This window comes from Kocuria sp. CPCC 205258 (assembly GCF_040981005.1).
Lineage (GTDB): Bacteria > Actinomycetota > Actinomycetes > Actinomycetales > Micrococcaceae > Kocuria > Kocuria rosea.
The window spans coordinates 374,083-388,835 of sequence record NZ_JAVKPS010000002.1; the positions used below are offsets into that span (position 1 = coordinate 374,083).

Genomic DNA, 14,753 nt, shown 5'->3' on the forward strand with positions numbered 1-14,753 from the left:
CGCGGGCTCCGGCTCAGAACGCGTAGCGGACGTCGCAGTACGGCAGCTTCTCGTGGAGCAGGTCCAGGAACTGCTCCAGGTACAGCTGCTTGTCCCGGAACCGGTACCGCACGTTGAGGGCCCCGTTCTGGGAGCGCTTGGTCTCCTGGAGGTCCGGGCGCCACAGCACCTCCTCGGCCTTGGGGTGCCACTGCGTGTTGACCTCGTGGAGCTGGGCGTTGTGGGTCAGGAAGATGACCTCCGAGGCCAGCTGGTCCTTGGCCGCCGCGCTCAGGCCGTCGTCGAGCTGCTCGAAGAGCTCGGCCCAGTCCTCCAGCCACGTGTCCGTGACGATCACCGGCGAGAAGTTCACGTGCACCTCGTAGCCGGCCGCCACGAAGTCGTCGATGGCGGCGATCCGCTCCGGCACCGGCGTGGTCCGGATGTCCGTGAGCTTGGCCAGGTGCGCCGGCATCAGCGAGAACCGCACCCGGGTCCGTCCCTGCGGGTCCCAGTCCAGCAGTTCCCGGTTGACGTACTTCGTGGCGAAGGACGCCTTGGCGGTGGGGTGGCGGCGGAACAGGGCCACGAGGTCCTGCACGTTGTCGCTGAGCAGGGCGTCCACCGAGCAGTCGCTGTTCTCCCCGAGGTCGTAGACCCACGCGTCCGGGTCGCACTGGTTGGGCTCCGGCTTGGTGCCCTGCCGGCCGATGTGCCGGTCCAGGTAGCCGGTGATCTGCTCGATGTTGGCGAAGACCGTCACCGGGTTGCTGTAGCCCTTCCGGCGCGGGACGTAGCAGTAGGCGCACGCCATGGCGCATCCGTTGGCCGTGGACGGCGCGATGAAGTCCGCCGACCGGCCGTTGGGCCGCGCCGCCAGGGACTTCTTGACCCCCAGCACCAGGGCCTCGCGCTTGATCCGCACCCACCGCCGCGCGTTGGTCTCGTCCCCGTGCAGCTCCGGGATCTGCCAGTGGCTCGGGACCTCCACCAGGGTGGCGTCGGGCCAGCGTTCGAGGACCTGCCGCCCCCGGGGCAGCTCGGCGGCGGCCGCCTCGTAGTAGATGCGGGTGATGTCGACCATGGGCAGTTCCGGGGGCATGCGAACGAGTCTAGGAACCGCCACCGACAGCGGGTTCGCGGGGTCCTCCCCGGGAATGGACAGTGGACTTCACACCTGGTGGCCGACAGGATGGCACCAAAGTGCAACCGCAACGACCACTCCGGCAGCAGCGACCACGAGGGAGTTCCTCCATGAGATCCGTTTGGCTCGACACGTACGAGGTGCCGTCCACCGCGACGGACCGGTTCGTCCCCGGCGCGCACTACGACACGGTGGTCGCAGGTGCCGGGCTGACCGGGCTGACCACCGCGGTGCTGCTGGCGCGGGCGGGCCAGCGGGTCGCCGTGCTCGAGGCGCGTTCCGTCGGGGCGGTCACCACCGGCAACACGACGGCGAAGCTGTCCCTGCTGCAGGGCACCACGCTCTCCCAGATCCACCGGCACCAGTCGGACGAGGTGCTGCGTGCCTACGCGGACGGGAACCGCGAGGGGATGGACTGGCTGGTCCGGTTCCTCGAGGAGCGCGGGGTCCCGTTCCAGCGCCGCGACGCCTACACCTACGCCACGACGTCGAAGGGCGCCTCCGCGCTGCGCAAGGAGCTCGAGGCCGCCCGCATCGCCGGGCTGCACATGAACTGGACCCGGGACACCGGCCTCCCCTTCAAGGTCTCCGGGGCCATCACGATGCCGGACCAGGTCCAGTTCCACCCGATGGAGGTGCTCGGCGCCCTCGTCGCCGAGCTGAAGGAGCACGGCGGCACACTCGTGGAGGGGGTCCGGATCACCGGGGCCGGTGTCCGCTCACCCCTCTCGGTGCAGACCTCGCACGGACCGGTGCGGGCCGACCGGCTCGTGCTGGCCACGGGCACCCCGGTCCTGGACCGCGGCGGGTACTTCGCGAAGCTCTCCCCGAACCGCTCCTACGCCCTGACCTATCGGGTCCCCGGGGCGCCCGGGTCCATCCCGGAGGGCATGTACATCACCGCGGACAGCCCCACCCGCACGCTGCGCACCGTGCCGGTCGGCGGGGAGGAGCTGCTCCTGGTGGGCGGCAACGACCACGTGGTGGGACGGTCCGCCTCCCCGCAGGCGGCCGTGGACGACCTCGAGTCCTGGACGCAGCGCTGGTTCCCGGGGGCCGAGCGCACGCACGTGTGGGCGGCCCAGGACTACGAGTCGGTCAACCTCGTCCCCTTCATCGGCACCCTGCCCCGTGGTGGCGGCAGCATCTACCTCGCCACCGGCTACAACAAGTGGGGGATGAGCAACGCCGTCGCCGCCGCGATCGCGCTGAACGCAGAGATCCTCGGCGGCAGCGTGCCGTGGGCCGAGACGCTGGGCCGGCGCATGACCTCGCCGTCGGACATCCTCACCGCCCTGCGCGTCAACGCGGGGGTGGGCCTCAACGCGCCCAAGGACTGGCTCAAGGCCGAGCTCAAGGAGCTGCCGGCCGGGGCGCCCGCGGAGGGGCAGGGCGTCGTCGGACGCGAGCACGGCCGCCCCGTGGCCGTGTCCACCGTCGACGGCACCACCTGCAAGGTCTCCGGCGTCTGCACGCATCTGGGCGGCGTGCTGCGCTGGAACGACGCCGAGCGCTCGTGGGACTGCCCCCTGCACGGCTCCCGGTTCGCCGCCGACGGCTCCCTGCTCGAGGGCCCTGCCGTGAAGGACCTGCCTCGGCCCGGGCGTTGAGCCCGGTCCCGGACACGGCGGCGGCCCCCACCCGCAGAGGGGTGGGGACCGCCGTGGCGTCCGGGGACGCGCTGTTCCGGGGACCTACTTCTTGGAGGAGGTCTCCTCGAGCTTCAGCGCGACGCCGATCGCGAAGAAGGTCGGGGTCCACTCGCCCACGAACAGACCCCAGCGGTCGGCCTGGGGCTTGGACTTGCTCTTGCCGAGGCTGGCCGCCCAGGAGAGGACGGACAGGCCGATGGAGGCGAAGCCCGCCGCGTAGGCGTGCTCGCTGCGGACACCAAGGTTCTGGATCGTGCTGATCATGGACGTACCTCTTTCCTGTGGTGGTCACCGTGAACGGTGAACTCCTCGAGCGGTGTCCGCCCAGTCTCACACGAAACGGAGCAATACGAAAGCAGGCTGACTATAAAGTTCGCCATGTGCGTCGCCGGCCGGCCGCCGTGCTCCGGTGTCCGGTCCTCCGCCGCCGATGTGGGCGGATGTGGGGTCGCCCGAACAGCTATTAACAGATGCAAAAAACTGTTTCCTCATGCAAACTGATCCATACCCGACCCGGTGGTGACCACCGCGGCGGGGTGGACGTCGAACCGGTCGGGGGGCCGGTGGCGTCATCGACCTGGAGCGAAGGAGCTTCCGGGCCGGGCCGATCATTCCTGGGGGGAAACATGCTGCCATCCGTCGTGGGTGCTCTGCTGAGCACCGTCGTCCTCGTCTACGTCCTGTCGAACGCCGCCTACACGCGGCACAAGCGGTTCATCGCCGGGGCCAGGTCGCTGCGCCAGGCCATCGTCGCCGTGTACGCGGTGCTGCTGGTGCTCAACCTGTGGTGCGCCACGATCATGCCCGTGACCCTGGTCTGCGACGCGATCGCGGTGGCCACCCTGGTCGCCACCGGGGTCTTCGGCTTCGTCATCGCCGAGCGGCGGATCCCCGCCACCACCGTGGTCGAGCGCCGGAAGGTGCTGGCCGTGGGGGCGCACCCGGACGACCTCGAGCTCGCCTGCGGGGCGACCCTGGCCAAGCTGGTCGACACCGGCCACGAGGTCCGCGGCCTGGTGATGAGCTCCGGGGAGGTCGGCGGCAACGCCGGGCTGCGACCGGCCGAGGCCCAGCGCGGCGCCTCGTTCCTGGGGCTGACGGGTCTGCGGGTGCACGAGTTCCCGGACACGAAGCTGGAGACGGTCACCAACGACATGGTCCGGGCCATCGAGGCCGCGATCCGGGAGTTCGAGCCGGACGTGATCTTCACCCACTCCGCCCACGACCAGCACCAGGACCACTACGCGGTGCACCAGGCCACCCTGCGCGCCGCCCGGGCGCACCACTCGATCCTGTGCTTCGAGTCCCCGTCGGTGACCCGCGACTTCGACCCGTCCGTGTTCGTGGACATCGACGGCTACGTCGACGTCAAGGTCGAGGCCGTGCTCTCCCACCGGGACCAGGCCGGCAAGCCCTACATGACCCCCGGGCGGGTGCGCGGGATGGCCGCCTTCCGCGGGGCGCAGGCCAAGAACACCAACGCGGAGGCCTTCGAGCCGGTCCGCCTGCTCGGCTCCGCGATCGGCGACCTCTAGCCCCCGGGGTGCCAGGGGCCGGCGGCCGGGGCGTTCCCGCGGACGCCCCGGCCACGGTCCGGCCGGTGCCGCTGCTCAGGCGGGGCCGGAGCTGCCGGCCGGGTACTCGAGCAGCGGGACCCGGCCGTCCTCGAAGGCGGCCAGAACCTCGTCGACGATGCGCCACCCCTGCTCCGCCGCGTCCCCGCGGACGCCGAAGGTGTGGTCGCCCTCGAGCACGCCCCGCAGCACGCTGCCGTAGGCGGTCAGGCCGGGCCGGGCCATCCCGGACGAGAGCGTCACCCGGGTCATGCCCCGGGAGTCGAAGGGCCCGCCCACGTTCAGCTCCAGGGTCAGCTGCTCCTCCTCGAGGCCCATGCGCAGGACGTCCGGCGCGACGTCCCCGGAGCGGGGCAGCTGCTCGTAGTCGTGCGGCGGGCGGCGGAACGTGATGGCGATCTCCTGGCGGGGGTTGCCGATCGCCTTGCCCGAGCGCAGGGTGACGGGCACGCCGTTCCAGCGCCACGTGTCGACCTCGAGGACCACCTGGGCGAACGTCTCCGTCCCGCGCTCCGGGTCCACGCCGTCCTCGGCCGTGTAGTCGGGCAGCTCACGGCCGTCCACGCTGCCGGCGGTGTAGCGGCCCCGGGTCGCGGCGCCCGCCGCGTCGCCCTGCCAGAGCTTCGTGGCCCGCAGCACGTGGCTGGTCAGCGTGGGGATCTCCACCTGGTCGAAGGAGGAGGGCGGTTCCATCATGACGAGGGCCATGACCTGCAGCAGGTGGGACTGGATCATGTCCCGCAGCGCCCCCGTGGCCTCGTAGAAGCCCGCGCGGCCCTCCAGGCCCAGGGTCTCGTCGAAGACGATCTCCACGGACTCCACGTGCTCCCGGCTCATGAGCGGCTCCAGCAGCCGGTTGGCGAAGCGCAGCCCCACGAAGTTGAGCACCGCCGGCATGCCCAGGAAGTGGTCCACCCGGAAGGTCCGCTCCTCGGGGACGAGCCGGCCCACGAGCCGGTTCAGCTCCCGCGCGGTCTGCGTGTCGGAGCCGATCGGCTTCTCGAGGGCCAGCACCAGGTCCTCCGGCAGGTCCAGCCCGGCCATGACCTCGCACGCCTGCGCGGTGACCGCGGGAGGCAGGGCGAAGTACAGGCAGACGGGGCCCTCGACGTCGTCGAGCAGCCGTTCGAGGTCCCCGGCGTCGGTGACGTCGCCCGCCACGTAGCGGGCGGTCTCCCGGGTGTGTGCGGCGGCGGGCCCGCTCGCGCCGACGGAGTCGAAGGCCTCGGCCACGACCTGTTCCCAGTCCTCCGCGGGTTCCCGCGAGGAGCCGACCACGTCGATGCGCAGCTCCGGGGCCGAGCTCAGGAGCGTGCCCAGGCCCGGCAGGAGCAGGCGGGACGTGAGGTCGCCGGTGGCGCCGAAGATGATCAGGGTCCTGATGCTTGTCATGCCAGCACGGTACCCCGGGCCCCGGGGCGCACGCCCCGCGCGCCCCTGGCCCGCGCCGACCGGACGCCCGGCCGCGGCTGGTTGAATGGGCGGATGAACGACGACGCGAACCGGCCCCGGTCCACTCCCCTGGAGGACTACGCGCTGCTGTCCGACCTGCACACCGGGCCGCTCGTGTCCCGGGACGGCAGCGTCGACTGGCTGTGCTTCCCCCGCTTCGACTCCCCGTCGGTCTTCGCGGCCCTGCTGGGCACGCCCGAGGACGGACGCTGGAAGCTCTCCGCCGTCGACGGCGTGGTCACGTCGCGCCGCTACCTGCCCCGCACCTTCGTGCTGGAGACGACGTGGCGCACCCCCACCGGGACCGTCGTGGTGACCGACTTCCTGCCCCCGGCGGCCGCCGGCGACGACCACCCCGACCACGCCGACCTCGTGCGGCGGGTCGAGTGCGTCTCGGGGACGGTCGAGGTGGAGCACGACCTGCGGATCCGCTTCGACTACGGGCGCGCCGTGCCCTGGACGCGGCGGGTCGACATCGACGGCAACGGCACGTGCGGGCAGCTCTCGATCGCCGGTCCCGACGCCCTGCTCCTGACCGGGCCGATGCTGCACCCCGAGGACTTCCCCCGCGTCGAGCCGCTCGAGGACGTCGCCCCGGACGCCGCCCCGGAGCAGCCCGGGGACCTCGACGAGGACGAGGGCGCCGTGGCCGACCGGCTCGGCGGGCGCTTCGGGCTCTCGGCGGGGGAGTCCCTCGACTGGGTATTGACCTGGCACGAGTCCCACCACGCGCTGCCCACCCCCGTGGACCCCGCCGACGCCCTCGACCGCGCGGTGTCCTTCTGGACCGAGTGGTCCTCCCACGTGGGCACCCACAAGCGCCACGAGCAGGCGGTCCTGCGCTCGCTGCTCGTGCTGCGGGCCCTCACCCACCGCGGGACCGGCGGGATCGTCGCGGCCCCCACCACCTCCCTGCCCGAGGAGTTCGGGGGCAGCCGCAACTGGGACTACCGCTACACGTGGCTCCGGGACGCCGCCTTGACCATCGAGGTGCTCGTCGCCCACGACTTCACCGACGGCGCGCTGCACTGGCGCAACTGGCTGCTGCGGGCCGTGGCCGGGGATCCCGACCAGGTCCAGATCATGTACGGCCTGGCGGGGGAGCGCCGGCTGCCCGAGAGCGAGCTGGACCACCTCGGCGGGTACGAGGGCTCGGCTCCCGTGCGGATCGGCAACGGCGCCGTGGGCCAGTTCCAGTCGGACGTCGTCGGGGAGGTCATGCTCGCGCTCGCCGCCCTCCGGGACGCCGGCGTGGAGGAGGACCGGTGGTCCTGGGGGCTGCAGAAGAACCTGCTGCGCTTCTGCGAGCGCAACTTCGACCGGGCCGGCCACGGGATCTGGGAGATGCGCGGGTCCGCCGCGTTCTTCGTGCACGGGCGCGCCATGATGTGGGCGGCCTTCGACCAGGGCGTGCGCGCCGTCGAGGAGCACGGGTTCTCCGGGCCGGTGGAGCGGTGGCGTGAGCTGCGGGACCGGCTGTGCGCCGAGATCCTGGAGCACGGCTTCGACACGGAGCTGAACACGTTCACGCAGACCTACGACAACACCGAGGTGGACGCCTCGCTGCTGCAGCTGCCCCACACGGGCTTCGTGGCCTACGACGACCCGCGGATGCTCGGCACCGTGGCCCGGATCGAGCGGGACCTGCGGGGGGCGCACGGGCTGGTGCACCGCTACCGGACCGCCTCCGGCCTGGACGGTCTGGAGGGCGACGAGTACCCGTTCCTCATCTGCACGTTCTGGCTCGTGGAGCAGTACGCGCGCAGCGGCCGGGTGGAGGACGCCGGTGAGCTCCTGGAGCAGCTCGCGGGCTACGCCAACGACCTCGGCCTGTACGCGGAGGAGTTCGACCCCGTCAGCGGGCGGCTCGCCGGGAATTTCCCCCAGGCGTTCAGCCACCTCGGGTTCATCCGCGCCGTCGACGCCGTGGTGCGGGCGCGGGCCGGCGTGGACCTCACGGATCGGCTCCAGACGTAGGCGGGACGCGGCGAGGCACCGCCCGGACATCGGCAGGGCCTCCCCGCGGAACACGGGCACGGAGCAGGACGCAGCGACCAGGACGGACAGCATGAGCACCTTCGACCGGGCGGCCGATCTGCCGCACGACCTCACCGGCGACCTCCTCGACGGCCTCGGGGTGGAACGGGCCACCCCGCTGGGCGGCGGCGACACCGCGGCGGCCTTCCGCCTGGAGACGGCGCGTGGACCCCTGTTCGCGAAGACCATGGCGGACCCGCCCGCCGGGATGATGGCGGCGGAGGTCGCGGGACTGCACGCCCTGCGGGAGCACGTGCCGGAGTTCCTCGGGGTGCCGGAGGTCGTGCGGTGGACGGACGACGGCATCGTCCTCGAATGGATCGAAGAGGCCCCGGGCCGGCGCCCGTCCGGGACCGAGGCGGAGTGCGGGCGCGGGCTCGCGGCGCTGCACCGGGTGCGGGGAAAGGCCTTCGGCGGGCTCGACCCGGAGCTGCCCGGGCGGATCGGGTCCTTCGCTGTGGACCTGTCCCCCACTCAGGACTGGGCCGCGTTCCTGCTCGACCGGCGAATCCGCCCGCTCCTGCGGGACGCGCTCGGGGCCGGCCGGATCGCCCCGCACGCCGCGGACCTGCTCGAGGAGCTCGCCCCGCGGGCCGAGGAGCTCGCGGGGCCGCCGGAGCCCCCCACCCTGGTGCACGGCGACCTGTGGGCCGGGAACCGGCTCGTGGACGTCCGGGGCCGGAACTGGCTGATCGACCCGTCGGCGCACTGGGGCCACCGCGAGGTCGACATCGCGATGATGCTGCTGTTCGGCGGCTTCGGCGAGGAGTGCCTGGCCGCCTACGACGCCGAGCACCCGCTCGCGCCCGGCTGGCAGGAGCGGGTGCCGTGGTACCAGCTGCCGCCGCTGCTGGTGCACGCCGTCCGGTTCGGCGGCGGCTACGGGGACGCGGCCGTGCGGGCACTCCGGCAGCTGCGCGGCTGACCGGCCGCGCCGGGACGCGGCGGGAGCAGGAGCAGGGTCCTCAGCGCTGCTCGTCCACCGCCCGGTCGTCCACGGCCCGACCGGTCCGGCGCCGCTCGGCCCGGCGCCGCTCTGCCTCGTGCTGGTCGGCATCCTGTGCGCCGGTGCCGGCACCGGCACGTCGGCGGAGGTACGCCGTGGCCAGCACCACCAGGACCGCCGCCGCGGCCGCGCCCCAGGCCAGGAGCACGGACCGCGGCTCGTCCGTGGCCCGGCCGACCGCGATCCAGGACAGCCCCCACGCGGAGGCGGCGGCCACGGCCCAGCGCCCGCCGACCCGCCGCTGGATGGCGGCGACCACCGCCGCGAGCACGAGCACGACGACGACGCCGATCCACTCGGCGCCCCGGCCCTCCTGCGACACGCCCGAGGACACGAGGGCGGCCGCCACGTTGGCCGCCGTCGCGACGGACACCCAGCCCAGGTACAGCCCGAAGGTGCCGTCGACCACGATCAGGTCGACCGGGCCGCGCCGGCCGAGGACCTCGGTCAGGCGCACCACCAGCAGGCCCAGGACGAGGACCAGGGCGACGATGACCCCGACGCTGGCCCAGATCCAGCCCTGCTGGGTGACCAGCAGCCAGCCGGCGTTGAGGAGCATGGACGCCGCCGCGAGCCGGCCGGTGGCGCGGGCCCGGGGGTCCGTCGTCCGCGAGGGCAGCCACTGCCAGACGGTGTAGGCGAACAGCCCCAGGTAGATGACCGACCAGATCGAGAACGCCGTGCCGGCGGGGGCGAGCAGGGTGGCGTCCGCGGAGAGGCTGCCGCCGGACGACTCCTCGACCCGGGTGCCGAAGACGCCGATGCCGACGAGCGTGCCCAGGAGGCACGCGATCTCGCTGACGGTGACCAGGACCTGGCGGACGCGGTCCGCGCGGGTCGGCCGGAGGTCGGTGCGGCCGGTGCTGACGGGGGAGGCGGACACGGCGGGGCCTTTCTCGGATGGCACGGACCGGGAGCCGCGGGTCGGGGCTCCCGGGTCGGAGTGCGCGGGGTGGAACGTGCGTGTCGGAGTACACGGGTCCTCGACCGCCACGGTAGGCCCTGGACCTGACTGCCACCAGGGACGGGGCGCCGGCCGGGGCACCCGTTCCCGGCCGGCGCCCGGGCCGTTCCCCTAGAGTGGCCGGATGGAACCCGAGCAGACGTCCCGGCCCATCGTGGGCCTTCTCGGCGCCACCGGCATCACCGGGCGCGTGGCGCTGGCCCATCTCCTGGCGCGGGCGCCCCAGGCGGGGGTGGACGTCGTCGTCGGTGCCCGGGACCCCGAGCGCGTGCGAGCGCTGTGCGCCGAACGGGACCTCCCCGTCCCCGAGGTCCTGCACGCCGACGTCGCGGAGCCCGGCTCGCTGCGCGCGTTCGTCCGGCGGGTCGACGTGCTGGTCAACCTCGCCGGGCCCTACACGCGGCTGGCGCCCCCGGTGCTCGCCGCGTGCGTCGGGGAGGGCACCCACTACCTGGACCTGACGGGCGAGTCGCAGCTCGCCCACCGCACCGACCGGGACCTGCACGAGGCCGCGCGGGCCGCCGGGGTGGCGATCGTGCACACGGCGGGCTTCGAGGCCCTGCCCGCCGACGTCCTCGTCGACGCCGCCCGCCGGCACGCCGCGGAGCGCGGCGAGACGCTGCGCTCCGCGGACCTCGTCACCTCCGTGCGCACGCCGCCGGGGACCGGGTTCTCGGAGTCGGTCTCGGGCGGGACCGTGCAGAGCCTCGTCGAGGTGCTGCGGGACCCGGACCCCGCCCGCACCGGGGACGTCGCCGCCCGGCTCCCGGACCCCGCTCCGGGCAGCGGGACCGCGGCGGACCCCGACGCCGTCCGCGCCGCCGGCCCGCTCCGCCTGCGCGCCCGGACCGCCCGCGGCCGGGTGCTCGCGGCCATGAGCCCGCTCGCGGCGATCAATCCCCCGGTGGTGCACCGCACCCAGGCCCTCAGCCCCGTCCCGGGGGCCGCCGCGCACCCCCTGGCCTTCCGCGAGGCCATGGACGTCGGCCGCGCGGGCGGGCTCCGCGGGGCTGGGCGCTTCGCCGCAGCGGTGGCGGTGGCCGTCTTCCAGGCGCTCGCCGGCCTCGCCGCCGCCCTGCCGCACCCGGTGCGGGCGAGGCTCGCCGACGTCCTGGCGAGGGTCCTGCCCCAGGCCGGGACGGGACCGGCGGGCGACGTGCTCACCGGCTGGTCCTGGACCACCCGCGGGGTGTTCACCACCCACGAGGGCGGCAGCTTCCCCGCCGTGCTGGAGGCGCAGGGCAACCCCGGCTACGGCACCACCCCGTGGCTGACCACGGAGCTCGCCCTGCGCATGGCGGTGCGCGGCGTCCCGGCCGCCGCCCTCGGCTCGAGCACGCCCGCCCTGGCCCTGGACGGCGACCTCGACGCCCTGCTCCCGGCCCGGGTGCGCATCACGGTCGGCTGAGCGCCGCGGACCGGACACCGTGGACGGCGCGCGCCGGCCCCCGTCCCTCACGAGGGACGGGGGCCGGCGGCACGACCGCTGCGGGCGGGACTACGGCTTGAGCACCACCTTGATGCAGCCGTCCTCCTTCTTCTGGAACTTCTCGTACATCTCCGGCGCCTGCGACAGCGGCACCTGGTGGGTCGCCAGGTCGAGGACGCCCAGCGGGTCCGAGGGGTCGTCCACGAGCGGCAGGAGCTCGTCGATCCAGGACTTCACGTTGCACTGGCCCATGCGCAGCTGGACCTGCTTGTCGAACAGCGTGAGCATCGGCATGGGGTCCTTCATGCCGCCGTACACGCCGCTGAGCGAGATCGTGCCGCCGCGCCGGACGGCGTCGATGGCGGTGTAGAGCGCGGTAAGCTTGTCCACCCCTGCGGTCTCCATCGCCTTGCGGCCCAGCGGGGACGGCAGCAGGCCCACGGCCTTGTGGGCCGCGCCGGCCACGTGGGAGCCGTGCGCCTCCATCCCGACCGCGTCCACCACGGAGTCCGGGCCGCGGCCGTCCGTGAGGTCCTTGAGCCGCTCCGCCACGTCGCCCGCGGAGTCCAGCGTCTCGATGCCGTGGCGCTCGGCCATGGCCCGGCGCTCGGCGACCGGGTCCACCGCGAGCACCCGGTAGCCCAGGTGCCGGCCGATCCGGGCGGACATCTGGCCGATCGGGCCCAGCCCCAGCACGGCCAGGGAGCCGCCCTCCGGGGGAGCGGCGTACTTCACGGCCTGCCACGCGGTGGGCACCACGTCGGAGAGGTAGAGGTAGCGCTCGTCCTCACCGGTCTCGGGGACCTTGATGGGCCCGTAGTCGGCGTGCGGCACCCGCAGGTACTCGGCCTGCCCGCCCGGCACGGAGCCGTAGAGCCGCGAGTAGCCGAGGAACGCCGCGCCGCTGTTGTACTCCCGGACCTGGGTGGTCTCGCACTGCGACTGCAGCCCCTGGTTGCACATGAAGCAGTGCCCGCAGGAGACGTTGAACGGGATGACCACCCGGTCCCCGGCCTTGATGTGGGTGACGGCCGGGCCGACCTCCTCGACGATGCCCATCGGCTCGTGGCCGATGATGTCGCCCTTGTCCATGAACGGGCCCAGCACCTCGTACAGGTGCAGGTCGGACCCGCAGATCCCGCTCGACGTGATCCGCACGATCGCGTCCGTGGGCTCCTGGATCCGCGGATCCGGGACCTCCTCGACGCTCACCGAGCGCTTTCCCTGCCATGTCAGAGCCTTCATCGATCCTCCTTCTCAGAACGGCCCCTCCGGTGCGGAAGGACAGCATGCTGATCTGTTCGGTCCGCCCCAGCCTACTCGGCGGTGTCCGGGCCCGCATAGTGCGGGGCCTCGGCCGCGGTCTCGCCCCGGAGGAAGTACGCCCCCACCGAGCCGGCCAGGGTCGCGAAGACGGCCACCGAGTAGAGCGCCAGCACCACCTCCAGCACGCGGGGGAAGCCTCCCTGCGCCCTGAGCTCCCGGCCCGTGACGGTGGACATCGCCGCGTCGGACAGCGCCGGGCCGTATCCCGCGTAGTGGCCGAGGACGTACAGCAGCTGGCTCGAGACCAGTACGACGACGCCGGTGACCGCCGCGAGCCAGCCGATCCTGCTGGACAGCAGCTTCCCCGCCGAGCGGGAGCCGCGCACCCCGGCCGAGAGCACGCTCCCCGCCCGGGTCAGGCGGGTGAGCCGGAGCAGCCGGGCGGCCTGCAGCGCGCGGACGAAGCGCAGGAAGGGCAGGAGCAGGAACAGCACCTGCCACCAGTTGCGCTTCCAGAACCGGGCGGAGAACCCGGCGACGTAGGCCCGGAGCAGGAACTCGCCGACGAACACGGCCCAGAAGAGCCAGCCGACCACGTTGAGGAGGGCCACGAGCCCGGGGTCCTCGGCGAGCAGCTGCCCGAGCACCACGAACAGGAACAGCACGCCCAGCACGCCCATCGGCCGGTCGAGCCGGCGCGCGAGCCCCTCCGCGAGGCCCAGCTGCTCGGCCTCGTCGACCGGCCGCCGGTGCTCGTGCCGGGTGCCGTCGTTCCTCGCCACTGCTGTCCTCTCGGTCGCGCCGGTCTGCTCCTGGCCCACGGTAGGGCACCGGCGCGGCGGACCCCGCCCGGGGCGCGGGCGCCCGCCCGTCCGGACGGGAGGGTATGGAGGGTCAGTCCGTTGGCGTCACGGTCGCGTCGACGAGGATGAGCTCCTCGCCGCGGTCGACGTAGAGCTGCGCCGTCTCCTCGTCGGCGACCGCCTGCAGCGCCTCGTAGTCGTCGACCGTGAAGACGTCCCGCTCCTCCACCGTGCCGGTGGCCTCGACCTCGTCGCCCACGGACAGCCCCTCCGGCAGCTGGTCGGCGAGCACGAGCGTGTCCTCCGCGCCGATGGCGATCACCTGGTGGGCCAGGACCTCCTGCACCTCGCCGGTGAGCGTCATGGCCTCGCCCACGAGCTCCTCGGTGGGCACGCCCGACTGGTCGGCGCGGGTCAGCTCGGTCTCCTCGGCGCAGCCGGCGGCGGTGCCGGCCAGGAGGAGCGCGGCCGCCGCGGAGGCTGCGGTCCGGGGGAAGCGGTGCATGGTGGTCTCCTCGTCGTCGTCGTGCTGTGCTCGGTGCCGTTCCGGCAGGACGGGGACGACCGTACGCGGGAGGATCACCGTGCGGCCACCCCCGAGGGCCCTCCCGCAGGGTTCTCGCCGCGGATCGTGACCCGGCCGTGATCCGTCACGCCTCTCAGCTACCCGTGGGCGGCGTTCCGGGTGGTCCGCGTCCGGTGTGGCACGTTGCACACAGTGCAATGTTGCACGGAGTGCATGGTGGCACCTAGTGTCAGGACTCGTGACGAACCTGCCCGCCGAGCCCGCCCGGCACCACCCCCCGGAGGACCGGCGGGAGGCCGTGAAGTACCACAACCGCCGCGCCATCATCGACGCCGCCGCGGCCCTGGCCGCGGAGCGCGGACTGGGGCGCTTCACCGTCAACGACCTCGCCGATCGGGCCGGGGTCTCGCGGCGCACCATCTTCAACCACTTCGCCTCCGCGGACGACGCCGTCTACGCGCGCTTCAGCGAGCTGCTCGGCGTGTTCGTCGACAACTTCGCGCGCGTCGTGGAGGCCACCCCGCCGCCCGCGAACCCCAGCCCCGGCGCCGTGCTCGAGCAGCTGGCCGACGTCATCGAGCGGACCGAGCTCGTCCCCGCGATGTGCCACATCGCCCACCTGATGGGCGCGAGCGGGGACAGCCCCATCACGGCGATGTGGGCGCACGAGGTGTTCCAGACCCTCACCGCCCGGCTGGCCGCGGAGATCACCGACCGGGTCCCCGGCGCGCCCTCCTTCACCGTGGACCTGCTCGCGAGCCTGCTGCTCCACGCCCTGGCCGTGTCCTTCGAGCGGTGGGCCGAGGAGACCGGCGCGGTGGACACCCCGGACAGCCGCGAGACCTGGCGCCGGCTGCTGCGCACCGCCGTGGACCGCCTGCGCCACGGCTTCGCGGACTGACCCGACCGACAGAGCACGAC

Annotated in this window: 13 protein-coding genes; 6 read left to right on the top strand and 7 right to left on the bottom strand. The window is 73.5% G+C overall.

Features of this window, described 5'->3' with window-relative positions:
* Positions 1–13 precede the first annotated feature (13 nt).
* Positions 14–1,081, bottom strand: coding sequence for a spore photoproduct lyase family protein (locus tag RF644_RS05090; RefSeq protein ID WP_368795654.1), 1,068 nt, complete (start codon positions 1,079–1,081; stop codon positions 14–16).
* Positions 1,082–1,233: 152 nt separating this feature from the next.
* Between RF644_RS05090 and RF644_RS05095 the strand changes: the two genes are divergently transcribed.
* A complete protein-coding gene (locus tag RF644_RS05095; protein ID WP_368795655.1) occupies positions 1,234–2,733 on the top strand; it encodes an FAD-dependent oxidoreductase in 1,500 nt (499 codons plus the stop codon).
* An 84-nt stretch (positions 2,734–2,817) separates the two neighbouring features.
* Here the strand turns inward: RF644_RS05095 and RF644_RS05100 are convergent, their stop codons facing one another.
* Entirely contained in the window at positions 2,818–3,039 is a 222-nt protein-coding gene (locus tag RF644_RS05100) for a hypothetical protein (protein ID WP_017831777.1), read from the bottom strand.
* 362 nt (positions 3,040–3,401) lie between these two features.
* Here RF644_RS05100 and RF644_RS05105 point away from each other — a divergent pair, with 362 nt between their 5' ends.
* Positions 3,402–4,310 (top strand): PIG-L deacetylase family protein, encoded by a 909-nt coding sequence (locus RF644_RS05105; RefSeq protein WP_017831778.1) that lies wholly within the window; start codon positions 3,402–3,404, stop codon positions 4,308–4,310.
* Between the two features lie 75 nt (positions 4,311–4,385).
* Here the strand turns inward: RF644_RS05105 and RF644_RS05110 are convergent, their stop codons facing one another.
* Complete coding sequence (locus tag RF644_RS05110; protein ID WP_368795656.1) at positions 4,386–5,741, bottom strand: glucose-6-phosphate dehydrogenase; 1,356 nt, start codon at positions 5,739–5,741, stop codon at positions 4,386–4,388.
* A 93-nt stretch (positions 5,742–5,834) separates the two neighbouring features.
* On the opposite strand from RF644_RS05110, the gene RF644_RS05115 reads away from it, so the two are divergent.
* Complete coding sequence (locus RF644_RS05115) at positions 5,835–7,778, top strand: glycoside hydrolase family 15 protein (protein ID WP_368795657.1); 1,944 nt, start codon at positions 5,835–5,837, stop codon at positions 7,776–7,778.
* Between the two features lie 91 nt (positions 7,779–7,869).
* A complete protein-coding gene (locus RF644_RS05120) occupies positions 7,870–8,763 on the top strand; it encodes a fructosamine kinase family protein (protein WP_368795658.1) in 894 nt (297 codons plus the stop codon).
* 40 nt (positions 8,764–8,803) lie between these two features.
* Here RF644_RS05120 and RF644_RS05125 read toward each other — a convergent pair whose 3' ends face one another.
* Positions 8,804–9,727: a tryptophan-rich sensory protein gene (locus RF644_RS05125; RefSeq protein WP_368795659.1), complete on the bottom strand. Its 924-nt coding sequence runs from the start codon at positions 9,725–9,727 to the stop codon at positions 8,804–8,806.
* 205 nt (positions 9,728–9,932) lie between these two features.
* Between RF644_RS05125 and RF644_RS05130 the strand changes: the two genes are divergently transcribed.
* Positions 9,933–11,216, top strand: coding sequence for a saccharopine dehydrogenase NADP-binding domain-containing protein (locus RF644_RS05130; protein ID WP_368795660.1), 1,284 nt, complete (start codon positions 9,933–9,935; stop codon positions 11,214–11,216).
* Between the two features lie 90 nt (positions 11,217–11,306).
* Here RF644_RS05130 and RF644_RS05135 read toward each other — a convergent pair whose 3' ends face one another.
* The 3 genes from RF644_RS05135 to RF644_RS05145 form a co-directional block, all read right to left on the bottom strand.
* Positions 11,307–12,482, bottom strand: coding sequence for a zinc-dependent alcohol dehydrogenase (locus RF644_RS05135; protein WP_017831784.1), 1,176 nt, complete (start codon positions 12,480–12,482; stop codon positions 11,307–11,309).
* Between the two features lie 71 nt (positions 12,483–12,553).
* Complete coding sequence (locus RF644_RS05140) at positions 12,554–13,285, bottom strand: hypothetical protein (protein WP_368795661.1); 732 nt, start codon at positions 13,283–13,285, stop codon at positions 12,554–12,556.
* 112 nt (positions 13,286–13,397) lie between these two features.
* Positions 13,398–13,811 carry a hypothetical protein gene (locus RF644_RS05145; protein ID WP_017831786.1) on the bottom strand — a complete coding sequence of 138 codons (414 nt, stop codon included), beginning with the start codon at positions 13,809–13,811 and terminating at the stop codon, positions 13,398–13,400.
* Between the two features lie 259 nt (positions 13,812–14,070).
* On the opposite strand from RF644_RS05145, the gene RF644_RS05150 reads away from it, so the two are divergent.
* Complete coding sequence (locus RF644_RS05150; RefSeq protein WP_284563042.1) at positions 14,071–14,733, top strand: TetR/AcrR family transcriptional regulator; 663 nt, start codon at positions 14,071–14,073, stop codon at positions 14,731–14,733.
* The last annotated feature ends 20 nt before the right edge of the window (positions 14,734–14,753 follow it).